The organism is Kitasatospora sp. NPDC058406, assembly GCF_042722765.1.
Classification (GTDB): domain Bacteria; phylum Actinomycetota; class Actinomycetes; order Streptomycetales; family Streptomycetaceae; genus Kitasatospora.
Genome location: NZ_JBHXKE010000025.1, coordinates 25,796 through 47,756, shown reverse-complemented (window position 1 = coordinate 47,756; position 21,961 = coordinate 25,796). Strand labels below are relative to the sequence as shown.

Annotated in this window: 25 protein-coding genes; 14 read left to right on the top strand and 11 right to left on the bottom strand. The window is 75.0% G+C overall.

Annotated features, from left to right (window positions below):
* Positions 1-137 precede the first annotated feature (137 nt).
* Positions 138-590, bottom strand: a complete 453-nt coding sequence (locus tag ACFWOG_RS07765; protein WP_329884217.1) for a hypothetical protein — start codon at positions 588-590, stop codon at positions 138-140.
* Positions 591-819: 229 nt separating this feature from the next.
* On the opposite strand from ACFWOG_RS07765, the gene ACFWOG_RS07760 reads away from it, so the two are divergent.
* The 5 genes from ACFWOG_RS07760 (at position 820) to fxsA (ending at position 5,880) form a co-directional block, all read left to right on the top strand.
* Positions 820-1,260 (top strand): Lrp/AsnC family transcriptional regulator, encoded by a 441-nt coding sequence (locus ACFWOG_RS07760; protein ID WP_329884219.1) that lies wholly within the window; start codon positions 820-822, stop codon positions 1,258-1,260.
* Between the two features lie 31 nt (positions 1,261-1,291).
* Entirely contained in the window at positions 1,292-2,944 is a 1,653-nt protein-coding gene (locus tag ACFWOG_RS07755) for an amidohydrolase (protein WP_380355825.1), read from the top strand.
* A 44-nt stretch (positions 2,945-2,988) separates the two neighbouring features.
* The gene (locus ACFWOG_RS07750; protein WP_380355822.1) at positions 2,989-3,459 is read left to right on the top strand and encodes an N-acetyltransferase; all 471 of its coding nucleotides are present in this window, start codon (positions 2,989-2,991) and stop codon (positions 3,457-3,459) included.
* 125 nt (positions 3,460-3,584) lie between these two features.
* The gene (gene lnt, locus ACFWOG_RS07745; RefSeq protein ID WP_380355820.1) at positions 3,585-5,246 is read left to right on the top strand and encodes an apolipoprotein N-acyltransferase; all 1,662 of its coding nucleotides are present in this window, start codon (positions 3,585-3,587) and stop codon (positions 5,244-5,246) included.
* A 55-nt stretch (positions 5,247-5,301) separates the two neighbouring features.
* Positions 5,302-5,880, top strand: a complete 579-nt coding sequence (fxsA, locus tag ACFWOG_RS07740; protein WP_329952587.1) for an FxsA family membrane protein — start codon at positions 5,302-5,304, stop codon at positions 5,878-5,880.
* 182 nt (positions 5,881-6,062) lie between these two features.
* Here fxsA and ACFWOG_RS07735 read toward each other — a convergent pair whose 3' ends face one another.
* From ACFWOG_RS07735 to ACFWOG_RS07725, 3 genes are all read right to left on the bottom strand, one after another.
* Positions 6,063-6,437 carry an RNA polymerase-binding protein RbpA gene (locus ACFWOG_RS07735; protein WP_030396357.1) on the bottom strand — a complete coding sequence of 125 codons (375 nt, stop codon included), beginning with the start codon at positions 6,435-6,437 and terminating at the stop codon, positions 6,063-6,065.
* Between the two features lie 343 nt (positions 6,438-6,780).
* The gene (locus ACFWOG_RS07730) at positions 6,781-8,406 is read right to left on the bottom strand and encodes a hypothetical protein (RefSeq protein ID WP_380355818.1); all 1,626 of its coding nucleotides are present in this window, start codon (positions 8,404-8,406) and stop codon (positions 6,781-6,783) included.
* A 121-nt stretch (positions 8,407-8,527) separates the two neighbouring features.
* The gene (locus ACFWOG_RS07725) at positions 8,528-8,722 is read right to left on the bottom strand and encodes a hypothetical protein (RefSeq protein ID WP_327674940.1); all 195 of its coding nucleotides are present in this window, start codon (positions 8,720-8,722) and stop codon (positions 8,528-8,530) included.
* Between the two features lie 401 nt (positions 8,723-9,123).
* On the opposite strand from ACFWOG_RS07725, the gene ACFWOG_RS07720 reads away from it, so the two are divergent.
* The 3 genes from ACFWOG_RS07720 to ACFWOG_RS07710 are packed head-to-tail and all read left to right on the top strand — an operon-like array spanning position 9,124 to position 11,197.
* On the top strand, positions 9,124-9,516 hold the full coding sequence (locus ACFWOG_RS07720) for an ankyrin repeat domain-containing protein (RefSeq protein WP_329884239.1): 393 nt from the start codon (positions 9,124-9,126) through the stop codon (positions 9,514-9,516).
* Positions 9,517-9,540: 24 nt separating this feature from the next.
* Positions 9,541-10,077: a GNAT family N-acetyltransferase gene (locus ACFWOG_RS07715; RefSeq protein ID WP_380355815.1), complete on the top strand. Its 537-nt coding sequence runs from the start codon at positions 9,541-9,543 to the stop codon at positions 10,075-10,077.
* Positions 10,078-10,135: 58 nt separating this feature from the next.
* Positions 10,136-11,197, top strand: coding sequence for a serine hydrolase domain-containing protein (locus ACFWOG_RS07710; protein WP_329952591.1), 1,062 nt, complete (start codon positions 10,136-10,138; stop codon positions 11,195-11,197).
* A gap of 50 nt (positions 11,198-11,247) precedes the next feature.
* Here ACFWOG_RS07710 and ACFWOG_RS07705 read toward each other — a convergent pair whose 3' ends face one another.
* The 5 genes from ACFWOG_RS07705 to ACFWOG_RS07685 form a co-directional block, all read right to left on the bottom strand.
* The gene (locus ACFWOG_RS07705) at positions 11,248-12,303 is read right to left on the bottom strand and encodes a radical SAM protein (protein WP_329952592.1); all 1,056 of its coding nucleotides are present in this window, start codon (positions 12,301-12,303) and stop codon (positions 11,248-11,250) included.
* Positions 12,300-12,506, bottom strand: a complete 207-nt coding sequence (locus ACFWOG_RS07700; protein ID WP_329884248.1) for a hypothetical protein — start codon at positions 12,504-12,506, stop codon at positions 12,300-12,302. Before ACFWOG_RS07700 ends, ACFWOG_RS07705 begins: the two co-directional genes overlap by 4 nt.
* A gap of 304 nt (positions 12,507-12,810) precedes the next feature.
* Positions 12,811-13,482 (bottom strand): vitamin K epoxide reductase family protein, encoded by a 672-nt coding sequence (locus tag ACFWOG_RS07695; RefSeq protein WP_329952593.1) that lies wholly within the window; start codon positions 13,480-13,482, stop codon positions 12,811-12,813.
* Positions 13,483-13,545: 63 nt separating this feature from the next.
* On the bottom strand, positions 13,546-14,388 hold the full coding sequence (locus ACFWOG_RS07690; RefSeq protein ID WP_329952594.1) for a thioredoxin domain-containing protein: 843 nt from the start codon (positions 14,386-14,388) through the stop codon (positions 13,546-13,548).
* 271 nt (positions 14,389-14,659) lie between these two features.
* Positions 14,660-15,337: a hypothetical protein gene (locus tag ACFWOG_RS07685; protein WP_355408985.1), complete on the bottom strand. Its 678-nt coding sequence runs from the start codon at positions 15,335-15,337 to the stop codon at positions 14,660-14,662.
* Between the two features lie 772 nt (positions 15,338-16,109).
* Here ACFWOG_RS07685 and ACFWOG_RS07680 point away from each other — a divergent pair.
* The 3 genes from ACFWOG_RS07680 to ACFWOG_RS07670 all read left to right on the top strand — a co-directional run bounded on the left by ACFWOG_RS07680 (position 16,110) and on the right by ACFWOG_RS07670 (position 17,734).
* Positions 16,110-16,271, top strand: coding sequence for a hypothetical protein (locus ACFWOG_RS07680; protein ID WP_380355809.1), 162 nt, complete (start codon positions 16,110-16,112; stop codon positions 16,269-16,271).
* A complete protein-coding gene (locus ACFWOG_RS07675) occupies positions 16,268-16,654 on the top strand; it encodes a hypothetical protein (protein ID WP_329952597.1) in 387 nt (128 codons plus the stop codon). The genes ACFWOG_RS07680 and ACFWOG_RS07675 overlap by 4 nt, the downstream gene beginning before the upstream one ends.
* A gap of 195 nt (positions 16,655-16,849) precedes the next feature.
* Entirely contained in the window at positions 16,850-17,734 is an 885-nt protein-coding gene (locus tag ACFWOG_RS07670; protein WP_380355806.1) for a CHAD domain-containing protein, read from the top strand.
* Positions 17,735-17,812: 78 nt separating this feature from the next.
* On the opposite strand, the gene ACFWOG_RS07665 is transcribed toward ACFWOG_RS07670, so the two are convergent.
* A complete protein-coding gene (locus tag ACFWOG_RS07665; protein WP_329952599.1) occupies positions 17,813-18,628 on the bottom strand; it encodes a uracil-DNA glycosylase in 816 nt (271 codons plus the stop codon).
* A gap of 133 nt (positions 18,629-18,761) precedes the next feature.
* Between ACFWOG_RS07665 and ACFWOG_RS07660 the strand changes: the two genes are divergently transcribed.
* The 3 genes from ACFWOG_RS07660 (at position 18,762) to ACFWOG_RS07650 (ending at position 21,508) form a co-directional block, all read left to right on the top strand.
* Positions 18,762-19,751: a slipin family protein gene (locus ACFWOG_RS07660; protein ID WP_380355803.1), complete on the top strand. Its 990-nt coding sequence runs from the start codon at positions 18,762-18,764 to the stop codon at positions 19,749-19,751.
* A 76-nt stretch (positions 19,752-19,827) separates the two neighbouring features.
* On the top strand, positions 19,828-20,295 hold the full coding sequence (locus tag ACFWOG_RS07655) for a CBS domain-containing protein (protein WP_355405472.1): 468 nt from the start codon (positions 19,828-19,830) through the stop codon (positions 20,293-20,295).
* A gap of 163 nt (positions 20,296-20,458) precedes the next feature.
* Positions 20,459-21,508: an MBL fold metallo-hydrolase gene (locus tag ACFWOG_RS07650; RefSeq protein WP_380355800.1), complete on the top strand. Its 1,050-nt coding sequence runs from the start codon at positions 20,459-20,461 to the stop codon at positions 21,506-21,508.
* Positions 21,509-21,530: 22 nt separating this feature from the next.
* On the opposite strand, the gene ACFWOG_RS07645 is transcribed toward ACFWOG_RS07650, so the two are convergent.
* Positions 21,531-21,941, bottom strand: a complete 411-nt coding sequence (locus tag ACFWOG_RS07645; protein WP_355405474.1) for a PaaI family thioesterase — start codon at positions 21,939-21,941, stop codon at positions 21,531-21,533.
* Positions 21,942-21,961 lie beyond the last annotated feature (20 nt).

Here is a 21,961-nt window from a genome sequence, read left to right as displayed (position 1 = left end):
CGGCCTCCGGGCGTCGCTCCAGGGTGCGGAGCGACGCCCGGAGGTGTCTCTTCCTCTGAGGTCCCGTCAACGACGTTCGGACAAGCCGCCGTTCAGGATGCGGTGGTTCGGCGTACGGCCGCCCGGGGCGCGGTCGTTCAGCGCCGGGTCAGTCGGCTGCGCTGTTCGGGGATGGCCGGGGCGGGCTCCACCCGGACCGGGCGGTGCACCATCGCGTGGGAGAACGGCTGGGTGCGCCAGTCGAGTTCGGAGGGCAGGGCGAGCAGCGCCTCCAGACCGGTCGGCTCCGCGTCCTCGGCGGCGTCCACCTCGGCCAGGTCGTCCGACGGCACGCCCGAACCCGGGCAGAGCGCGGGGGAGAAGGGGTGCCAGGCGGTCGGCAGGACGGCGTGCTGCGGGAGCCGCTCCTCGTCGCCCACCAGGGCGATCGGACGCCGGCACTCCGGGCAGTGCACCCGGAAGATCTCCCAGGTGTCGGCCTCGCCCGGGTCCACCCCGGGCGCGGCGTCGTAGGGGACCGCGAGGTCCTCGCGGTCGCTCGTATCGTGGGAGTCGTCCGCGCCCGTCGGGCGGTGGTCGGCTACGCGCATGGTGATCCCCCTCGGATCGGGCCCGGCGTGGTCGCCCGGGGCCACAACCAGCACTTCCCGCCGACGCGGACTCATAATCCTGCGGCCGGGCGCACTGTGATGCACCGGGTGTGTCGTCCGCCACATTCGCCCGGCATGTGCCTGTATGACACCCCGTGGCGCCCCGGGTGACTCCGCGTGCGCCCGCCCCGGCACCGCGTGCGCCCCCGAGGGGGTAGGTTTGCGCCTTGTGGAGGATCTCGACCAACGCATCGTCCAGCTGCTCCTCCAGGACGGCCGGATGAGCTACACGGACCTGGGCAAGGCGACCGGCCTGTCCACCTCGGCGGTGCACCAGCGCGTGCGCCGGCTGGAGCAGCGCGGCGTCATCCGCGGCTACACCGTCATCGTCGACCCGGACGCCGTCGACCTGGCCCTGACCGCGTTCATCTCGGTCAAACCGTTCGACCCCAGCTCCCCGGACGACACGCCCGAACGGCTGGCCGGCCTGCCCGAGATCGAGGCCTGTCACAGCGTCGCCGGCGAGGAGAACTACATCCTCAAGGTCCGGGTCGGCGCCCCCGGTGACCTGGAGGACCTGCTGGCCCGCATCCGCAGCGCCGCCGGCGTCTCCACCCGTACCACCGTCGTGCTCTCGACCCCCTACGAGGCGCGCCCCCCGAAGCTCTGAGCGGGCTCCGGGGAGGTGCAGACTAGGCCGCATGACCGAACGCACCCTCCCTCCTGGCCCGCCCGCGGGCAGGAGGGGCCCACGAACCGTCCTGCTGCGCGGCGGCGCCGTCTACAGCCCCGCCGACCCCTTCGCCACCGCCATGCTCGTCGAGGGCGGGCACGTCGCCTGGGTCGGCAGCGACGGAGCCGCCGAGGCCTACGCGCAGACCGCCGACGAGATCGTCGAGCTGGACGGCGCCCTGGTCACCCCCGCCTTCGTCGACGCCCACGTGCACGCCACGTCCACCGGGCTGGCGCTCACCGGGCTCGACCTCACCGGCAGTGCCTCGCTGGCCGCGGCCCTCGACTCCCTCACCGCCTTCGTGGACGCCCAGGACGTGCCCGGCGGCGTGCTCATCGGCCACGGCTGGGACGAGACCCGCTGGCCCGAGGGCCGCCCGCCCACGCTCGCCGAGCTGGACGCCGCCGCCCGGGGCGCGGCCGTCTACCTCTCCCGCACCGACGTGCACTCCGCCCTCGCCACCAGCGCGCTGCGCGAGCTCACCGAGGACCTCGCCGGCCGCCCCGGCCACCACGCCGACGGCCCGCTGACCCGCGACGCCCACCACGCCGTCCGGCAGACCGCGTTGGCCCGCCTCACCCCCGAGCAGCGCGCCCGTGCCCAGCGCGCCGCCCTGGCCCGCGCGGCCGAACTCGGCATCGGCGCGCTTCACGAGTGCGCCGGTCCGGAGATCTCCTCCGAGGAGGACCTCGCCGCCCTGCTCGCGCTGGCCGCCGGGGGCGAGGGCCCCGAGGTCTTCGGCTACTGGGGGGAGTTGGGGGAGCGCGGCGTGGAGACCGCCCGCCGGCTCGGCGCGGTCGGCGCTGGCGGCGACCTGTTCGTCGACGGCGCGATCGGCTCGCACACCGCCTGCCTGCACGCCAGTTACGCCGACGCCGACCACACCGGGACGGCGTACCTGACCGCCGAGCAGGTCGCCGACCACGTCGCGGCCTGCACCGCGGCCGGGCTCCAGGCCGGCTTCCACGCCATCGGCGACGCCGCGGTCGCCGCCGTGGTCGAGGGCGTCCGGACGGCCGGGGAACGGGTCGGCGCCGGGCGGGTCCGGGCGCTGCGCCACCGGGTCGAGCACGCCGAGGCGCTGGACGACAAGACCGTCGCGGCCTTCGCCGAGCTGGGTCTCACCGCCTCCGTCCAGCCGGCCTTCGACGCCGCCTGGGGCGGCCCGGAGGGCATGTACGTCCAGCGGCTCGGCGCCGAGCGCGCCGCCGCGCTCAACCCCTTCGCGGCCCTGCTGCGGGTCGGCGTGCCGCTCGCCTTCGGCTCGGACGCCCCGGTCACCCCGCTCGACCCCTGGGGGGCGGTCCGGGCCGCCGCCTTCCACCGGACCCCGGAGCACCGGATCTCGGTCCGGGCCGCCTTCACCGCCCACACCCGGGGCGGCTGGCGCGCGATCGGCCGGGACCACGACGGCGTGCTCGTCCCCGGCGCCGTCGCCAGCTACGCGATCTGGGCCGCCGACGACCTGGTCGTCCAGGCGCCGGACTCCCGGGTGGCGGGCTGGTCCACCGACCCGCGCTCCGGCACCCCCGGTCTGCCCGACCTCACCCCGGGCCGTCCGCTGCCGGTCTGCCTGCGCACCGTGGTCCTCGGCCGCACGGTCTACCGCGCCGCCGAGTGAAAAGCGGATGATCGTGGCGCGGTGTGGCCCGTAGCGTGACCGGCATGACCGATCACACCACCGCACCCGCGTTCGTCCCCGCCGGCTTCGCCGTGCCGCGCGAGCTGCGCGCCGAGGGGTTCCGCCTGGAGCCCCTCGGCGAGCAGCACAACGAGGCCGACCACGCCGCCTGGAGCGGCAGCATCGAACACATCCGCGCCACCCCCGGCTTCGGCCACGGCCACTGGCCCCCGGTCGAGGGCATGCCCCTCGACCGCAACCTCGCCGACCTGCGCCGGCACGCCGCCGACTTCGCCGCCCGCAGGGGCTTCACCTACACCGTCCGCGAGGTCCCCGGCGACGCCGTGATCGGCTGCGTCTACGTCTACCCGGACCGCGAGGAGCCGGCCGTGACCAAGGTCAGCTCCTGGGTCCGCGCCGACCGCGCCGAGCTGGACGCCCCGCTGTACCGCGCCGTGTCCGCCTGGCTCGACGCCGACTGGCCGCTGCGCGAGGTCCGCTACGGCCCGCGCTGAAGCGGTACGAAGCGACCCTCACCTCACGGTTCGGTGTCCTGACGGGGTACCTTCTTCGGACAGCGTCCGAACAGCCGTCCGTGCACCTCCGCGGCGGCACCGAGAGAGATGGTGCGACGGTGGCCATGCCCGTCCCCCCGGAGCGGTCCGGGACCGCATCCGAGACCCCAGACGGGACCCCTCGCGAAGGCCGGGCCGTCCGCGGGCTCGCCAAGGTCCGGGCCGGTCTGCCCCGCACCGCACTGGCCGTGCTCGCCGGGCTCCTGCTCGCCCTGGCCTTCCCGCCGTACGACCTCTGGCCGCTCTCGCTGCTCGGCGTCGCCGCGCTCTCCCTGCTCACCCGGGGCCGCACCGTGCGGCAGGGTGCCTGGACCGGCTTCGCCTTCGGACTGCCGTTCTTCCTGATGCTGCTCAGCTGGCTGCGGGTGATCGGCTGGGACGCCACCGTCGGCCTCTCGGTCGTCGAGGCGCTGTTCCTGGCCGCCCTCGGTGCCGGTCTCGCGGTCACCTCCCGGCTGCCCGTCTGGCCGCTCTGGGGCGCCTGCCTCTGGATCACCCAGGAGTGGGCCCGTGACCGGCTGCCGCTCGGCGGCTTCCCCTGGGGCCGGCTCGCCTTCGCCAACACCGCCACGCCCTTCACCCCGCTGGCGGCGCTCGGCGGCGCCCCGCTGGTGACCTTCGCGGTCGCCCTCTCCGGCACCCTGCTCGCCTGGGCCGTCCTGCGGCTGCCCGGCCGGGGCCGCGCCGGGCACCCGCGCCCGGCCGCCGCCGGGCTCCTCGGCGCCGTCGCCGTGATGCTCGCCGGCTTCCTCGTGCCCGTGCCGACCGCGCCCGCCGAGACCGTCAAGGTCGCCGTCATCCAGGGCAACGTGCCCAACCCCGGCATGGACTTCCTCGGCCGCCCGATGATGGTCCTCAACAACCACGCCGCCGCCACCGAGAAGCTCGCCGCCGACATCGCGGCCGGCCGCGCCGAGAAGCCCGACCTCGTGATCTGGCCGGAGAACTCCTCCGACCTCGACCCCTTCAGCGACCCGCTCGCCTACCGGCGGATCGACGAGGCGGTGAAGGCCATCGGCGTGCCCACCCTGGTCGGCACCCTGGTCGACGGCCCGGACGAGCAGCACGTCCAGAACGAGGGCATCGTCTGGGACCCGAGGACCGGCCCCGGCGCCTCCTACACCAAGCAGCACCCGGTGCCGTTCGGCGAGTACGTGCCGTTCCGCGACCAGCTGTCCAAGGTGATCACCCGGCTCCAGCGGGTCGCCCGCGACTTCTACCCCGGTGACCACAACGGCGTGATGCAGCTCGGCCCGGCCCGGATCGGCGACGTCATCTGCTTCGAGGTGGCCTACGACGAGATCGTCCGCGACACCGTCGACCAGGGCGCCCGGGTGCTCGTCGTCCAGACCAACAACGCCACCTACGCGAGGACCGGCCAGCCCGAACAGCAGCTGGCGATGAGCCGACTGCGCGCGGTGGAGCACGGCCGGGCCGTGCTGATCGCCGCCACCAGCGGCATCAGCGCGGTGATCGCCCCGGACGGCACGGTCGTCCAGCGGACCGAGGAGCTGACCGCCGCCGAGCTGTCCGCCACCGTCCCGCTGCGCGACGGCACGACCGTCGCCAACCGCTTGGGCGCCGCGCCCGAGTGGACGCTCGCCCTGGCCGGCCTGCTGGCCTGCGGCGGGGCGGTACTGGTCACCCGTCGCCGGCGTCCGGAGGCCGGCGCGCGGACCGACGGAACACCGGCCGACGGGCGATCGTTGGAGCAGTTGGTGCCGTAGCCGGTCCGGACCTCCCGTGCGGCGCGCAGAGCACCGCTAGGAGTGGATTCGTACCGTGACCCAGCAAGCTACCCCCGCCCGTCCGGCGCCGCGCTCGAAGCTCCGGCGGGTGCTGCCGCTGGTGGTCACCGCCTGGCTGGTCCTGGAGATCTGGCTGCTGGTCCAGGTGGGATCCTGGCTGGGCGGCCTGACCGTCGTCCTGCTGCTGATCGCCGGGGCGGTGATCGGCGGTTCGCTGATCAAGCGGGCCGGACTCAAGGCCCTGTCGGCGGCGATCGAGCAGAGCCGCGACCCGCAGTCGCAGCAGGCGCAGACCGGCACGAGCCTCACGGTGCTGGCGGGCCTGCTGCTCATCGTGCCGGGCTTCCTCTCGGACGCCCTGGCGCTCACCCTGCTGTTCCCGCCGACCCGGGTGCTCTGGCGGGCGGCCGGCCGCCGGCTCGCGGACAAGGCGCTGCGTTCGACCTCCTCGGTCGGCGCCGACCCGTTCGCGGACGCGATGCGGCTCCAGGAGCAGCTGCGCATCCACCGCCCGGACGGCAAGGTGATCCAGGGCGAGGTCGTGGAGCCGGGCAGCGGCCCGCGCGACGCGCAGGGCCCGGACACCGCCTACCGCCCGCCGATCAACGGCTGACCGGCTCGGCCTCGGCCGCACGGCCGCCGGAGGGCTCGCACGCCCCCGGCGGCCGTGGCCCCACCCCGGGGGGCTTCCCGGGGAGCTCCGAGGCGATTCCGGGCAGGATGCGGGCAACGCGAAAGGGACCCTGGAGGCCAGGGTCCCTTTTCGCGTGCTCCCGCCGGGCCGCGGGAGCGGGGTCAGGCGCTCTTGCGGGTGTCCCGCGGGTGCACCGCGAGGTTCATCCCGCCGGAGCGGAGCACGGCCAGCCGCTCGGCCAGCACCTCCTCCAGCTCCTCGCGCGTCCGGCGCTCCATCAGCATGTCCCAATGGGTACGCGTCGGCTTGGTCTTCTTCTCCTCAGGCTCGTCACCGTCGAGGAGTACCGCCTCCTGGCCGCAGAAGCGGCATTCCCACGCCGAGGGGATCTCCGCCTCGACCGAGAAAGGAACCTCGAATCGGTGTCCGTTCTGACATGCATACTCGACGGTCTGGCGCGGAGCCAGATCGATACCGCGGTCGGTCTCGTAGCTAGTGGCCCCGAGTCGCGTGCCGCGGAGAGCTCGCTCGCTCATGAATCGTGCCTCCCGGGCTTATGGCCCACAGGACTAGTGGTCGTTGTTCTTCGTCGTTCGGTCAACGCTCGGCTTCCGACGAAGATTCCCGTCCCGGGACATGCGTCGTCTGTCGTGCCGCCCCTGTTTGTACCCACCGGCGCCCGATTTGTCACATCTGGCCGGTGATATCACCCCAGGTGTCACCTATTTCACATCTGGTGATCGGTCGGCCTTTCCCGGACGAGCGTACCGGGGCGGGAACCGGCGGCATGCGCCGCCCCTCCCGAAGCCCTCACGTTCCGCCCGCCCGGCCGAGTGGGCCGGACCCGCCGGAGGGGCCCGGCGGCCCGGACCGAGCGGGTCAGGCGAGCGGGCGGAAGCGTAGCGCGGACGGCCCCTTGGCGAGGTCCACCCCGGCGCGCGGGTCCGCGTCGAGCTCCACCGGCACGGTCGGCGGACCGTCCGGGCGCGGCGGCGCCTCGACCGGGGCGGCGGCCTCGGTGCGGGTGTCGCGGTGCGGCAGCAGGGCGATCACCGCGTCCCGCAGCTGGGCGGGCGCGTCCTCGTCCAGCGGGTCGACGGTGGCCGGCACCTGGAGGCGGACCGGGGTGCCGGTGCCGATCCGGGCGTAGCCGCGCCCGGCGGGGGCGTGTGCGGCGGGCGCGATGTCCAGCGGGGTGCCGAGCGCGGCGTGGCCCTCGGCGGGGCCGGTCGGGCCGAGCACCACGCGGGCCCGGGTGGTGGCCCGGACGCTCGGGGTGATCCGGTCCCGGGCCTCGACGTCGTCGGCGACGACGACGGTGACCCGGGCGGCCCGGCCGTGCCGCAGCGGCAGTTCCAGCAGGTCCTGCGGGTCGGGGCGGCCCTCGGCGTGGGCCAGCTCGCTCAGCTCGGTCGGGTGGTCGAGCAGCAGCCAGAGCGGGCGGACGACGTCCTCGGGCGGGGCGACGCCGGCGTGCCGGGCCGCGTTCAGGGCGCCGAGCCTGCGCTCGGTCTCCTGGGCCGTCCACTGCAGCGCGGCCAGCGCGCCGTGCAGGCTGGTCTCCACCGTGTGCACGCCGGGGCGGTTGACCAGGCAGGCGTGCTCGCCGGTGCCGGCGCCGTCGATCACCACCAGGTCGGCGTAGGGCAGCGCCTGCAGGGCGACCGAGCGGATCAGGCTGGAGGTGCCGTAGCCGCTCACGCCGAGGGCGAGCAGGTGGGGCTCGGCGGAGCGCGGCCCGGTGCGCCAGATCACCGGCGGCTGCTGGGTGACGGCGCCGCCCTGGTGGACCGGGATGGTCCGGGCGCTGCCGTCCCCGTCGGTGAAGCCGAGCACGATCTCGCCGGGCGCGGTCACGAACCGCTGGGCGGCGATGTCGGTGGGCAGCGGCGCCAGCGCGGCGATCCGCAGCTTGTTGGACTCCTCGTCCCAGTCGAAGCGGTACTCCCGGGCGCGGCCGGCCTTGCCCTGGACGACCTGCTCGACCCGGGCCCGGGCGGCCGGTTCGGTGTCGGTGAAGTAGGCGGGGTAGACCAGTTCCAGCCGGGAGAGCCGGCCCTCGCCGTCGAACTCCCAGCCGCCGAAGGCGTCCTGGTAGCCGCCCTCGTGACGGTAGAGCGGGTTGAGGTCGTCCGGCCCCGACAGGTACGGGGTGAGGGCGGCGTAGAGCGCGCCGAGCTTGACGTCGGCGACGTCCGGCTCGGGCGGGCCGGGGGGCGTCCGGGGGCCCCGGCCGGCCCAGGCGGCGCTGGCCATCAGGGCCACCAGGGCGAACAGCAGGCCGTGCGGCAGTAGGTAGATCCCGAGCAGCATGGCGGCGACCAGGAACGCGGTGGGCCCGCGGCGTTCCTTGGGGGTGGCCTGCCAGCGGGCCTTGGCCCAGGCGACGTGGTGGCGCATGCCACGGCCGATGACGGTGAGCGGCGCGAACATGTCGGAGGCGTGGTCGCCGGCCGTGCGGACGAGGTCGCGGCCCTTGCTGAGCGGTAGGCGGTTGAGCGGCATTCCGGGCTCCCCGGGCGAATGGGACGGTCGGGCGGAACTGGGCTTGATCCAACGACGGGGCCCGGGGGCGGTGGGATCCGCGCCCGGGCCCGTACGGGGGAGTGGCGGGGTCGGACAAGCGCTAGAACTTGAGGCCGCCGAGCAGGCTGGCGAGGCTGGCGCCGCCTGCGGTGATGCTCGGTGCGATCGAGGAGCCGGCGATGTAGAAGCCGAGAAGGGCGCAGACGATGGCGTGGGAGACCTTTAGTCCGTCCCTGCGGAAGAAGAGAAAGGCGATGGTGCCGAACAGGACGATGCCGGAAATCGAGAGGATCACGTTCTGCTCCTCGGGGAGGGGGGACAGGGGCAGTGTTACCGAAAGTGCCTTAATCGTGACAAAAAGTAATAGATGATGGAACGGTGCAAATGGGTGGTTTTCCCTGATTACTCCGATTCGTGACCCGGGTGGCGGTAGGCGGACCGGGCTCCGGGGAGCCGCGGGCCGCGCCGTTCCGGGCGCCGACACATTCCCGTCCGCGGGTCGGGAAGTTTCCGGGGGTCCCCGGAAGTTCGCTCGAACGGGCGCGCAACCTTCCGGCCCGCGTGCGGTACGCGCGGGAGCGGCGGCATCCGGGATCCGGAAGGGTGCTGGATCGCGTACGGGTCCGGCCGCTACGGTGCGACGGGCGCGACCACCGAACCGCAGGACGAGACGAGACCCCGAAAGAGGCCCCAGAGATGACCGACACCCCCGACGCCGACGTGATCGCGCTGGCCGGCAAGCTGTTCGACGCGGCCCGGGCCGGCGACACCGCGACCCTCGCGGCCTACGTCGACGCCGGAGCCCCGGCGGACCTCACCAACGACCGCGGTGACACGCTGCTGATGCTCGCCGCCTACCACGGCCACGCCACCGCCGTCACCGCCCTGCTGGAGCGCGGCGCCGACCCGAACCGGGCCAACGACCGGGGCCAGACCCCGCTCGCCGGCGCCGTCTTCAAGGGGGCCGACGACGTCCTCGCCGTGCTGCTCGGCGGCGGCGCCGACCCCTCCGCCGGCACCCCCTCGGCCGTCGACACCGCCCGGATGTTCGGCAAGGAGGAGCTGGTCGCCCGGTTCGAGGGTCGCTGAGCCGGGGCCGTAGGCTTGTCGACCATGGAGAGCACCACCGGCAGCAGCGCCCTGCGGGACGCCAAGGACGACAGCATCGAGATCCGCGTCACCGGCTACGGCCACCCCGACGCCCAGCGCCTCTCGGCGGAGGTGCAGGAGGAGTACGTCCGCCGCTACGGCGAGGGCGACCTCACCGAGCTGCACCCCGACCACTTCGAGGCGCCGGACGGCCTCTTCCTGATCGCCTACCTCGACGGCGAGCCGGTCGCCTGCGGTGGCTGGCGCGCCAAGGAGGCCGGTCCGCACGGGCTGCGGGCGGGCGACGCCGAGCTGAAGCGGATGTTCGTCCGCCCCGGGGCGCGCGGCCGCGGCCTGGCCCGCACGGTGCTGCGCCGGCTGGAGCTGACCGCGGCCGAGGCCGGGCGGACCAGGTTCGTCCTGGAGACCGGGACCGAGCAGCCCGAGGCCATCGCCCTGTACGCCTCCGAGGGGTACGCGGCGATCCAGAAGTTCGGCATCTACCGCGAGCACCCGCAGTCGGTCTGCATGGGCAAGGAGTTCGGTGCGGCAACGGTCTGACCGGTGCCCGCGCGGGTAGGCTCCCCCCGGGGGAGTCGGCAGACGGGGGCGGCAGTTGATGAGCGGACCGGAAGCACTGCCCGAACTCGCGGCACCCGCAGGTGTGGTGGACCGGCTGGTGACGGCCGGACTGGCCGGCGTCGGGACCGGTGGCGTCTGGTCGGTCGGTGACGCCGGCGGCGTCCGCGGCCGGGGGCGGTCCGGGGTACTGGGCCAGGGCCCCTACGGCGCGCGGGAGATGGACCACGACACGCTCTTCGACGTGGCCAGCATCACCAAGATCGTCGCGCTCTGGCCGTGCGCCGGGGTGCTCCGGCAGTCCGGGCGGCTCCCGCTCGACCGGCCCCTCGGCCACTTCTGGCCGGAGGTCGCCGGCCGGACCGCCGGTGAGGTGACCGTCCGTCAGCTGCTCACCCACACCGCCGGGATGCCCCTGCGCACCCGGTTCGTCGAGCTCTACGGGCGGGACCCGGCGGTGATCCTGGCCGGCGTGCTCGACGCCCCGCTGTACCGCGCGCCCGGGACGGCCGTCGAGTACACCGACCGGGCCGCCGTCCTCCTCGGCCACCTGGTCGGCTCGCTGGCCGGATCGCCGCTCGACGAGCTCGCCGCCCGCCAGGTCTGGCGCCCGCTCGGGATGTCCGACACCCGCTACGGCCCGCTCGGCCCGGAACTCGCCGCCCGCACCGCGCCCACCGAGTACGAGGAGCTGGCCGGCACCGAGCTCTGCGGGGTCGTGCACGACCCCTCGGCCCGGCTGCTCGGGGGCGTCTCCGGCAACGCCGGCGCCTTCTCCACCGCCCGTGACCTGGAACGCTTCCTCACCGCGCTGCTCGACCCGCCGCCCGGCCTGCCCTGGGGCGAGGAGTGGATCACCGAGTCGCTGCGCGAGCAGACCGGCGGCCTGGAGCCCGCGAGGGGCCTCTCCTGGCTCTGCGCCGCCGGCACCGATCCGGCGGAGGGCACCTTCGTCCACTACGGCTTCACCGGCACCGGGATCTGGATCTCCCGACGGCTCGGCCGCTGGGCGCTGCTGCTCACCAACAAGGTCCATTACGACCGGGAGTTCCAGCCGCTCACCGATCTGCGCAACGCCTTCCGGCGGGCCGTCTTCGGCTGACGCCCGAGGGCCCGGCCGCGCGTGTGCGGCCGGGCCCCGGGCCGGCGCGGTCAGACGGACGCCGCCGCCAACGGGCGCTTCGAGATCTGGAGCAGCGGCTTCGGCTCCGGCTCCGACTGGCGCGTGAAGGCCGCGTACGGGCAGGCGTTGAGCTCCGGGTCGCGCGCGGCCCAGCCCTGGAGCCACGGGCGCAGCCGCGGATTGTCGATCTCCACCGAGCCGTCCGGCCGCAGCCGGCCGATGTCGTTGGCCGGGTCGGACAGCGCCACCGTGCACTTGCCCAGCCGGCCGTCCGCGCGCACCAGCAGCGAGTTGGCGCGCGCGGCGTAGCAGACCTCCTCCGGTGCGAACAGCCGCTCCTCGCCGCCGCCCTCGGTCAGCAGCGCCCGCAGCCCGGCGATCTTCCCGTCGTCGGAGTCGAGCACGTCCATGGTGTCGTCGTTGGGGCCGCCCAGACGGACCACGCGCTTCAGGAAGACGGAGAACCGCGGGTCGTCGAGGAAGGTGTCCCGGATCCGGGCGAGGAACTCCGGCATCACCGGCAGGTTCTCCGGGGTGAGGTGGACGCGTAGCAGCATCCGTACGTCGGCGGAGCCGGCCCGGACCTCCTCCAGGTTGCGCCAGACCTGCTCGAACGTCCCCCGGCCGTCGGCCCGCACCCGGGTCAGGTCGTGGAACGCGGCGGGGCCGTCCAGCGACACCTGGTAGGCCCGGACGCCGAGGCCCGCCAGGTGTTCGGCCGTCCGGCCGTCGACCAGGTAGCCGTTGGTGGTCATGTCGCTCTCGTAGCCGAGGCCGGGGTGGCGCCGCTGCGCCGCCCGGGCGTGCGCGGTCACCTCCTCGATGACCGGGCGGGCCAGCATCGGCTCCCCGCCGAACCACGACACCTGGAGGTGCCGCAGTCCGGCGGCGCGCCGGTCGATGAGGTTCTTCACCCCGGCGACCACCTCGGGGGCCATCCGGCCGATCGCGAAGTCCTCGTAGCAGTACGTGCAGCGGAAGTTGCACTGCTCGGTGGGCAGCAGGATCAGCTGGAGCCGGTCGCTGCGCACGGATTCGGCGAACTCCCGGTCGAAGGGCGAGGGTTCGCCGGTGGAGCCGGTCACCTCTCCACCGACTTGCCGCAGCCCTTGGCGCAGTTGCCGCCGTGACAGTTGTTGGTGGTCGCGCGGGCCGACGCGTTCGGCGACGAGGCCATGGCGGCCACGACCGACTCGGCGAGCTCCGGGTTCTGGATGTGCACCCGCCCCTCGTCGTCGAGGGTGAGGTCCGCGGTGCTGATGGCGAAGGTGGGTCCCTGACTGGCCATGGTCTTCTCTCCTCGGGAGGCTTGGGACGGCCGGGGCCACCGGAGCGTCGGGGATCGGCGCCCGGCCGACGGCCGAACGACCCCGCCTCGGGAGAACGACGACTCGGGCGAGGGGTCGCTCTCCATCGTCCGGGCCGGTCCGGCGGGCCGCGCGGGATGTTCGCCCGTGCAGGTGATGGCCGGACCGGGTGCGACCCGGGCGGAGCAGCCGCGCGCGGGAGGCCGGTCGAACCGCTCCGCCGGGGCGGAGACCCTGCCGCCCCGGCGGAGGAGTTGACGCCGCGTCAGCTCGCGGAGGTCCCCGTCAGAGGAGGGTCGACCAGTAGTACCAGAAGCGGTTGAGGATCAGCAGGCCGATCACCGCGGCCCAGAGCACCGGTACCGCCCAGTGGTAGCGGGCGGCCTCCCGCACGACCACCCGGAACCTCGGTCCGACCGGTATCACCCCGGAGCGCAGGTTGTGCAGCGTCGTGTACCAGAACAGCGCCACCACCGCCGCCCAGACCACCATGCAGTACGGGCAGAGCGCGCCGATGTCGTACAGCGCCTGGTCGATCAGCCAGTGCACGAAGCCCAGTCCGAACAGCGTGCCGGCCTGCAGCCCGAGCCAGAACCAGCGCCGGTACGCCGCCCCGGCGAGCAGCCCGGCGCCGATCGCCGCCAGGGCGCCGAACGCGGCCAGCCCGAGCAGCGGGTTCGGGAAGCCGAAGACCTCGGCCTGCTCGGTGCGCATCACCGACCCGCAGCTGATCACCGGGTTGATGTTGCAGCTGGGGATGTAGGAGGGGTCCTCCAGGATGCGGAGCTTGTCGAAGGTCAGGACGGCCGAGGCGGCCAGCCCGATCAGTCCGCCGAGGAGGACGAGCAGTGAGAACGCGCGGCCCGCGCCGATCGGGGCCGGGCCCGGAGGAGCGGGGTCGGCGGGGTCGGCGGGGGCGGGACGGGAGGAGCGGGGCACGGCGGTCGGGGCGGTCATGGCAGAGCACTCCGGGGGTGGGAAGGGGCCGGCCCGGCCGCGAGTCGGCCGGGCCGGTGGTGCTCACGACAAACCCGCGGCCTGCTTCACCTGGGCGGTGAACTGCTCCGGCGTCACCGCGCGGTTCCCGCTGAACAGCGTGAGCGGCTTGCCGTCCACCTTCACCGTCGGCGTGCCCGTCACCCCGCTGTCGTTGAAGGCGTCCGCGACCTTCTTCGCCCACGGCGCGTACGTCCGGTCGGTGACCGCCTTGACGAACGCGTCCGTCTTCAGGCCCGGTACTTTGTCGGCGAGTTCGAGCAGGTGGTTGACGTCGCCGAAGGCGTCGTCGCGCTCCTCCGGCTGGTTGGCGTACAGCACGTCGTGGTAGGCCTTGAACTTGTCGACGCCCTCGTTCGCCGCGGCGCCGATGGCGGCCAGCGCGGTGCGCGAGCCCTTGCCGCCGAGGTTCTTGTCGAGGAACGCGGCCAGGTGGTACTCGACCTTGACGGTGCCGTCGTCCGCCAGCTTCTTGACGGCCTCGCCGTTGGCGGCCTCGAAGCCCTTGCAGACCGGGCAGCGGAAGTCCTCGAACACCTGGAGGGTGTGCGCGGCGTCCGCCTTGCCGTAGGTGATCACCGTTCCGTCCGGGCCGGAGGTGTTGGCCGGGACGACCAGCGCGGTGGGTTCCGCGGCGGCCGTGTCCGCGGAGGACTTGTCGTCGCCGGCCGCGCTGATCGCGAGCGCGGTGCCCCCGGCCAGGGCGAGCACGACGACGATCGACACCCCGACGACGATCCGCTGACGGCGCTGGGCGGACTGCTTCTCCTGGCGCTGGGCCTCCTGGATCCGCTCGCGGGCGCTGATCTTCTGGGACTGCTTGCGGGACGGCTGCTTGGTGCCGGGCTTCTGGTCGGACTGTGCCATGACGGGTCAACTCCGTTGTGGGACGCACCGGGAGGTGCGGAAGGGGCCGCCTCGGCGCGGCGCGGGCGCGGGGCGCCGGCGGGCCGGGAGGGGCGGGGTCGGTGGAACGGCGGAGTCGCGCGCTGCCTGTGCGGAGCTCGCCCGGGGGCCATCGGAGCCCGCGCCGTGGGGCGTCGGGGCGGCCGGGACCGGGCCCTGCGGGGTCGGAGCCGGCGGGCTCGGAACGCGGGGCTAGGGGAGCCGGGGGATCGGGACTTCGGGCTCGGGGCCGTCAGCAGGCAGGCGCGAGGACCGGCGGCCCGCGGCGCGGTGCCGGGCTCAGCACCACGTCCTCGCGGCGCGGTCGGCGGCGGTCCGGGACCGGCAGCGGAACCCGCAGCACCGGCCGGGCCGGCACCGGGGCCAGCAGCAGGAACAGCGCCCGCAGCGGGGCCGCGAGCGACTGGCGCAGCACGCGCAGGGCGCGGGCGAGACCCGACAGGGCGGCGTCGCCCAGCCGCAGCCAGGCGGAGGCGGCCAGCGCGACCAGCAGGTGCACCAGCAGGAGCAGCAGCTGGGTGGCGGCGGGCGCCAGCGGCCCGGAGTGCCCCAACGGCCCGGAGAACAGCGAGCCGTCCACCGAACCGCCGCCGCAGACCAGGAGGTTCATGCCGCGGGCGGGGAGGTGGTCGGGGGCGAGGGCCGGGCCGCAGCCGGCCTGGCCCAGGTTGAAGGTGGTGTTGAGCAGCAGCTCGACCGGAACCATCACGGCCGCGATGTGCAGCAACCGCCGTTCGCCGCCGGCCAGGGCGGCCGCCAGCACGAAGACGACGACCGTCGCGGCCACCACCAGGACGATCGGCAGTGGACGACCGGTGATGACCACCTGGCCCAGTGCGGACAACGGCACGGCGAGCGCGGTGAACACCGCGGCCCGCAGGGCCCTCGTCGCACCGGTGGAAGTCGTCACGTCCCGGAGTATGCCACGACGCTTACACCGGGCACGAGGGTGCGTCGGGGGCGGGGCGGGAATCGGCGCACAGATTGTCCCGCATCGGTCGTTCGTTCGCGGTGCGGGGGCCGCGAGTTCACCGGGGGGATGGGTTTGGCGGCTGTACGGGTGGGTGACGGGCCGTCAGGGGCTGACGTGGGAGCCGGGGCGGTCCGACAATCGGGCGATGGACTCTGCCAGCGGCCCGGAGGCCGCGGTTCCCGTGGGGCCACCGGTTCCCGCGGGGCCCCCGCTGCCGGTGCCGCCGGTGCCACCCCGGTGGCCGTCGTGGCCGCATCCGTCGTGGCCGGCGCACCCGACCTTCCCCGCGACGCACTGCCCTTCGCCGTCGCCGCCCGCTCCTTCTCCGCCCCCTCCTTCGCCGTCGCCGACCGCAGTGCCGTCGCCCACCGCCACGCCGACTCAGACCGCTGCGCCGACGTGGACCCCGACGTCGGTGCCGCCGCCGACCGCTGTGCCGACGCCGGTCACGGTGCCGGCGGTGCCGGCGGTGGTGCCGGCCGCTCCGGTCACGGTCGCGGCGTCGCCGTCGGCCCCGCCGTCACCCTCCCCGGTCCGGAGTGCGGCGCCCGTGGCCTCGCCCGCGCCGACGGGTCCACCCCGCCCGGACCGGCCGCCGGCCGCCCCGGCGGCGGCACCCGCCCGGCCGGTGCTTCCGCCGCCGCCCGCCCCGCCCCCCGCACCCGGCCCGCCCCCCGCACCCGGCCCGCCGTCCGCACCCGGCCCGGCGGTGACCGCCGCGGTCGCCGCAGCGCCACCGCCGCCCGACGCCCCGGCGCCGGGTCTGGACCCGGTCGTGTGGACCGCCGTCCTGGTGCTCACCGTGCTCCTCCCGGCCGCGCTCGCCGCAGCCCTCGGCCATCACGTCACCGTCTCCCGGAGCCGCCGATGAACCCCGTCCCGATGCTCAGCGCCGCCGCGGCCGTGACCCTCGCCGTCACCGCGCTGGCCGTCGCCCACCGGCTGCGTCCGGCCGTCCCCGAGGGCGAGGACCCGCCCGAGCCCCATCCCGTCCTCTACAGCATCGGCTCCGGCCTGCTGTCCGGTTTCCTCCTGATCACCGGCTTCCTGGTCGCCACCGGCTGGGCGGCCCACAGCACCGGCGTGCTGCCGCCGCGGGGCCTCTACGTCGCGGACGCGGCCGCGGGCATCGCCGTGCTCCTCTTCCCGGCGCTGGCCGGTCTCCCCTTCACCGTCCGCTACACCACCGCGGTCTGCTTCTTCGCCGCCCTGGTCGGCTACACGGCGTCGCTGGCGATCCAGCTCCGCCCGTAGCGGGCGGCGGCTCGGTCCGGTGCCCGTCTCCGGTCCGGTGCGCGGCCTCCTGCCGCCCGGAGGTGGCGCGAACGCGTCCTGCCGGGGACGCGAGGGCGGGCTAGCCTGGAAGGCGTTCGGGGCCCCGACGGCGGGACCGGGCGTCGACCCGCCCGACGGGAGCCGTCAGACACGCCCCAGGAGGGGGTGAGGCGGATGGCCGATGCCACCGCGGGAGACGTCGTGCTCGGGCGGATCGGGGCGCAGGCCGCGGTACTGGCCGGGTTGGACGAGGCGGTGCGGGCGGACGAGCCGGACGCGGTGCACCGGATGCGGGTCGCCTGCCGACGGCTCCGCAGTGCGTTCCGGACGTACCGGCGGCTGCTGGCGCCGGGCGCCACCGACGAGCTGGTGGCCGAGTTGCGGTGGCTGGCGGCGGCCCTGGGGCAGGCCCGGGACCGCGAGGTGCTGGGCCTGCGGTTGGCCGAACGGGCCCGCACGCTGCCGCCCGAGTGCGGGCCGGAGCGCGTCGCGGCGGAGCTGGAGCGGTGGGGGCAGGCCGAGTACCGGCGGGTCCGGCCGGAGGTCGTCGCCGCCCTGGACAGCCCGCGTCGGAAGGCCCTGGCGCGCGGGCTGGCGGAGCTGCTCGCCGATCCGCCGCTGCGCCCGCGGGCGGACCGGGCGGCCGGACCGGAGCTGGCCCGGGTGGCCGCGCGGGAGCAGCGCCGGACGGCGGAGCGGGTGCGGTCGGCGCTGGCCGGCGGCGGCCCGGACACGGCGGAGTCCCGGGCCCGGGCGTTGCACGAGGCGCGGAAGGCGGCGAAGCGGGCCCGGTACGCGGGTGAGACGGCGGTCCCGCTGGTCGGGAGGCCGGCGGAGCGGTACGTCGAGCGGATGAAGGTCGTCCAGGAGGTGCTGGGGGAGCACCAGGACGCGGTGGTGGCGGCGACCGCGCTGCGGAGCAGGGCCGGCGAGACGGGCGAGCCGTTCGCCTACGGCGTGCTGTACGGGCAGCAGCTGGCGGCGGCGGAGCGCGCGCGGCGGGCGCTGCCGGAGGTGTGGGCGCGGGCGGCGCGGCCGAAGCTGGCCCGCTTCGGCTGACGGGCGGACGGGCTCACGGGCTCACGGGTCGGTGGGCGGACGAGCGCACGGCGCCGGGAGTGCGGGTGCGGCGCGGGGTCACTCCTCGGCGGGGGCGAGCCCGGCCGTGCGGGCGGCGGTGCGGAGCAGGTCGCGGAGCATGGGCACGGTCAGCCGGCCGGTGTTCGTGTTGCGCGGGCTGACGTGGTAGCACCCGTACAGCTCCAGCGGAGCTCCGCCGTCCCGGGCCGCCAGGGTCACGTGGGCGCCGTGGCCGAAGACCGGCCGGGGGCGCGGGACGCTCCAGCCGGCGGCGGTGAGCGCGGGCAGCAGGGCCTGCCAGGCGAAGCCGCCGAGGGCGACGACGGTGCGCACGGTGGGCCGGAGCAGCTCCAGCTCGCGGGTGATCCAGGGGCGGCAGGTGTCGCGTTCGGCGGTGGTGGGCTTGTTGTCGGGCGGGGCGCAGCGGACCGGGTCGGTGATCCGGACGCCGTTCAGCCGCAGGCCGTCGCCGTGGCGGACGGACTCGGCGCGGTCGGCCAGACCGAGGCGGTGGAGGGCGGCGTACAGCAGGTCGCCGGAGGGGTCGCCGGTGAAGATGCGGCCGGTGCGGTTGGCGCCGTGCGCGGCGGGCGCGAGACCGACCAGCAGGAGCGGGGCGTCGGGCGGGCCGAAGCCGGGGATCGGACGGGCCCAGTAGTCCCAGTCGAGGTAGGCGCGGCGCTTGGTGCGGGCGGTCTCCTCGCGCCACTCGACCAGGCGGGGGCAGGCGCGGCAGCCGGTGACGACGCGGTCGAGGGCGGTGAGCCCGTCGGCGCGGGCGGCGGCCTCGGCGGGATGGCGCGGGTGGTCCGGGTCGGTGGCCGGGTCGTTGCCGGTGGCGGGGCCGGGGACGCTGCCGGGGGACTGGGGCATGGGAACGATCGTAGGCGCGTTCCGGCGGGCGTCCGGCAGGCGTAGCGTGGAGACGAGCCGCTCCGGCGGTGTGTCCCGGCCCGGCCGGGGTCGGCGACCGCCGGAGAGCGCAGGTGCGCGCGAGGAGGCCGCGATGCTGGTTCTCGATGCGGTGTTGGCGGTCGTCCTCCTGCTGGGGCTCTGGGCGGGCCTGAGCGTCCGGGTCGTGCAGCAGTACCAGCGGGGTGTGGTGTTCCGCTTCGGCCGGGTGCGCGCGGAGGTGCGGGAGCCGGGTCTGGTGGTCCTGATGCCGGTGGCGGACCGGCTGCGGAAGGTGAACGTGCAGATCGTGACCCTGCCGATCCCGGCGCAGGAGGGCATCACGCGGGACAACGTCACCGTCCGGGTGGACGCGGTCGTCTACTTCCGGGTGGAGGATCCGGCGAAGGCGATCGTGAACGTGCAGGACTACAACTTCGCGATCTCCCAGGTGGCACAGACCTCGCTCCGGTCGATCATCGGCAAGAGCGAGCTGGACGATCTGCTGGCCAACCGCGAACCGATCAACCAGGGACTGGAGTTGATGATCGACAGCCCGGCGCTCGGCTGGGGGATCGAGATCGACCGGGTGGAGATCAAGGACGTCGCCCTGCCCGAGTCGATGAAGCGCTCGATGTCCCGGCAGGCGGAGGCCGAGCGGGAGCGGCGGGCGAGGATCATCACGGCGGACGGCGAGTTCCAGGCGTCGGCGCGGCTCTCGGAGGCCGCGGCGGTGATGAGCGCGACCCCGGCGGCGCTGCAACTCCGGCTGTTGCAGACGGTGGTGGAGGTGGCGGCGGAGAAGAACTCGACGCTGGTCCTGCCGTTCCCGGTGGAGCTGCTGCGGTTCCTGGACAGTGCGACCGAGACCCGGCACGCGGCCCGGGGCGGGCAGCCGGGGCGGGAACGGCCGGAGGGCGGTGCGGCTCCGACGGCGCAGGTCGACGGCGCGGAGCAGCTCGAACTGCCGCCGCTGGACGAACTCCTGGAGCGCACGCCGCTGGAACCGCCGCCGGAACCGCCGCCGGACCCGGTGCCGGATCCGCCGGCGATCCGGGACGGCGCGGCCGGGGAGGCGTGGCGAGGACCGGGGCGGTCCCGGTGAGGAGCCCGGTGGCGGGGGCACCGAGGCCGGACCACGATGGAGTGGTGGGAGTGCCAGGCACGTCAGGAGGCCGATCATGACCAGCGCGGGCGACATCATGCACCAGGGGGCCGAGTGCGTGCGCGAGCACGAGACGCTCGCCACGGCGGCCCGGATCATGAAGGAACGCGGCGTCGGGGCGTTGCCCATCTGCGGGGAGCGGCAGAAGCTGCTGGGCATCGTGACCGACCGGGACATCGTGCTCAAGTGCGTCGCCGAGGGGCTCGACCCGGCGGCGGTGACGGCGGGCGAGCTGGCCCAGGGGCGGCCCCTGACCGTGGAGGCGGACGAGGACGCCGAACAGGTGCTGCGGGTGATGGAGCAGTACCGGGTCCGCCGGCTGCCGGTGATCAACCACCCGGAGCACGAGCTGGTCGGCATGATCAGCGAGGCGGACATCGCGCGCAGCCTGCCGCAGGCGCGGCTGGCCGAGTTCGTGGCGGCGGTCTGCGCCGAGGAGCCGGCGCGCTCGAAGGAGGTACTGGAGACGCCGCAGGGCGCCTGAGGAGGAGCGTTTTCGGGAAATCTCCGCGACGGGCGGTCCGGAACCCCCTGCCCGGGGCGTGGTGATCGATCGGGTGGCACTCGGCGTACGGGTGCCGCCCGGTTTCACCGTCCGTACCCGTGGCCCGAGGGCCGTGCGGTACCCGTGGAGAGGACCCTCCCGCATGCAGCACTCCGGACTCGCCCGGCGCGCGTTCCTGGGCTCGGCCGCCGTGGCCGGCGCCGGCCTGGTCACGGCGGCCACCACCGGTCCCGCCGCAGCCGCGACCACCACAGCCACGAACACACCAGCCACGAACACACCAGCCACGACCGTCGCCGACGACCGGCCCGTCCCGGAGTCCGCGGCGTCCCCCTCCGCCACAGCCACAGCCACAGCCACAGCCACCGACACCGTGTACCGGTGGCTCGGCACGGCCGGCTGGCGGATCGACCACGGCCGCCGCACCGTCCTCTTCGACCCGTACCTGACGCGCTTCCACACCGGCCTGTACGACGGGACGTTCAGCGAGGCGACCGCGCTGACGGTGAACACCCGGCTGGTCGACGAGCACGCCGGGCGCCCGGAGCTGGTGCTGGTCAGCCACAGCCACTGGGACCACATCAACGACGTCCCGCACATCGCCCTCACCACGGGGGCGACGGTGGTCGGCACCGAGACCACCTACCACCTGCTGCGCGCCTGGGGTGTGCCGGCCGGGCAGCTGGTGGTGGTCCGGGGCGGCGAGGTCCTGGACTTCGGCGACGGCCTGGTCGTGGAGGCGGTCTCCGCCCGGCACAGCCGCAACGGCCGCCGGCAGTACTTCGCTCCGGGCACCCTGCACTCGGCGCCGGCGCAGCCGCCCGCGACCGTCGGCGATCTGCCGGAGGGCGACACGTTGGCCTTCCAACTCTCCTTCGCCGGTGGGCCGTCGGCCTTCCTGACGGGGGCCAGTGACTTCGCCGAGCGGGAGCTGGCCGGCTTGCGGCCGGACATCGCGATGGTGGCGGTGCCGAGCAGTGCCTCGACCCACCGGTACGTGCCCCGGCTGCTGGAGGCGCTGGGACGGCCGCGCACGGTGGTGCCGGTGCACTGGGACAGGTTCGAGACCGAGCTGGTCAACCCCGTCCGGCCGGACGCGGACCTGGGCGCGTTCGTCGCCCAGGTCCGGCAGGCCTCGCCGCGCAGCCGGGTGGTGGTGCCGGACTACCTGACACCGCGCACCTTCCGGTAGCCGCGGGGCCGGGTCGTCGTGGTCAGCCCAGCGCGTACACGGCGGTGGCGTGCGCGGCGGGCTCCTCCTCGCCCTCGGCGGTCAGGGTGACGTCGAGGAACGCGATCCGGCGGCCCAGCTTGGTGATCCGGGCGTGCACCAGGACGTCCCGCCCGGTCACCGCGCGCTGGAAGCCGGTGGACTGCTGGACGGTCGTCGCCGGTCCGAAGCCGCCGCGGGCCGCCGACAGGGCGATCACGCCCGCGGTGTCGGCGGCGGCCATCAGCGCCTGGCCGGAGAGCGCGCCGCCCTCCCGGGCCAGCCGGTCGGACCAGGGCAGCCGGAGGACGGCGTGGCGCTCGCCGGTGTCGGTCACCGAGAGGCCGAGCTCCTGCACCCAGGGGGCGAAGTTGTCGGCGAGGATCCGGTCCGCCTCGGCGGTGGTGATCGTCATCCCGCCATTGTCGGCGGCGG

What these genes read in the sequence shown, in the direction of transcription:
- ACFWOG_RS07765 (WP_329884217.1), bottom strand. Translation starts at nt 590, where the DNA reads ATGCGCGTAGCCGACCACCGCCCGACGGGCGCGGACGACTCCCACGAT.
- ACFWOG_RS07755 (WP_380355825.1), top strand. Translation starts at nt 1,292, where the DNA reads ATGACCGAACGCACCCTCCCTCCTGGCCCGCCCGCGGGCAGGAGGGGC.
- ACFWOG_RS07750 (WP_380355822.1), top strand. Translation starts at nt 2,989, where the DNA reads ATGACCGATCACACCACCGCACCCGCGTTCGTCCCCGCCGGCTTCGCC.
- lnt (WP_380355820.1), top strand. Translation starts at nt 3,585, where the DNA reads ATGCCCGTCCCCCCGGAGCGGTCCGGGACCGCATCCGAGACCCCAGAC.
- ACFWOG_RS07735 (WP_030396357.1), bottom strand. Translation starts at nt 6,437, where the DNA reads ATGAGCGAGCGAGCTCTCCGCGGCACGCGACTCGGGGCCACTAGCTAC.
- ACFWOG_RS07730 (WP_380355818.1), bottom strand. Translation starts at nt 8,406, where the DNA reads ATGCCGCTCAACCGCCTACCGCTCAGCAAGGGCCGCGACCTCGTCCGC.
- ACFWOG_RS07720 (WP_329884239.1), top strand. Translation starts at nt 9,124, where the DNA reads ATGACCGACACCCCCGACGCCGACGTGATCGCGCTGGCCGGCAAGCTG.
- ACFWOG_RS07715 (WP_380355815.1), top strand. Translation starts at nt 9,541, where the DNA reads ATGGAGAGCACCACCGGCAGCAGCGCCCTGCGGGACGCCAAGGACGAC.
- ACFWOG_RS07710 (WP_329952591.1), top strand. Translation starts at nt 10,136, where the DNA reads ATGAGCGGACCGGAAGCACTGCCCGAACTCGCGGCACCCGCAGGTGTG.
- ACFWOG_RS07700 (WP_329884248.1), bottom strand. Translation starts at nt 12,506, where the DNA reads ATGGCCAGTCAGGGACCCACCTTCGCCATCAGCACCGCGGACCTCACC.
- ACFWOG_RS07695 (WP_329952593.1), bottom strand. Translation starts at nt 13,482, where the DNA reads ATGACCGCCCCGACCGCCGTGCCCCGCTCCTCCCGTCCCGCCCCCGCC.
- ACFWOG_RS07690 (WP_329952594.1), bottom strand. Translation starts at nt 14,388, where the DNA reads ATGGCACAGTCCGACCAGAAGCCCGGCACCAAGCAGCCGTCCCGCAAG.
- ACFWOG_RS07675 (WP_329952597.1), top strand. Translation starts at nt 16,268, where the DNA reads ATGAACCCCGTCCCGATGCTCAGCGCCGCCGCGGCCGTGACCCTCGCC.
- ACFWOG_RS07670 (WP_380355806.1), top strand. Translation starts at nt 16,850, where the DNA reads ATGGCCGATGCCACCGCGGGAGACGTCGTGCTCGGGCGGATCGGGGCG.
- ACFWOG_RS07665 (WP_329952599.1), bottom strand. Translation starts at nt 18,628, where the DNA reads ATGCCCCAGTCCCCCGGCAGCGTCCCCGGCCCCGCCACCGGCAACGAC.
- ACFWOG_RS07660 (WP_380355803.1), top strand. Translation starts at nt 18,762, where the DNA reads ATGCTGGTTCTCGATGCGGTGTTGGCGGTCGTCCTCCTGCTGGGGCTC.
- ACFWOG_RS07655 (WP_355405472.1), top strand. Translation starts at nt 19,828, where the DNA reads ATGACCAGCGCGGGCGACATCATGCACCAGGGGGCCGAGTGCGTGCGC.
- ACFWOG_RS07650 (WP_380355800.1), top strand. Translation starts at nt 20,459, where the DNA reads ATGCAGCACTCCGGACTCGCCCGGCGCGCGTTCCTGGGCTCGGCCGCC.
- ACFWOG_RS07645 (WP_355405474.1), bottom strand. Translation starts at nt 21,941, where the DNA reads ATGACGATCACCACCGCCGAGGCGGACCGGATCCTCGCCGACAACTTC.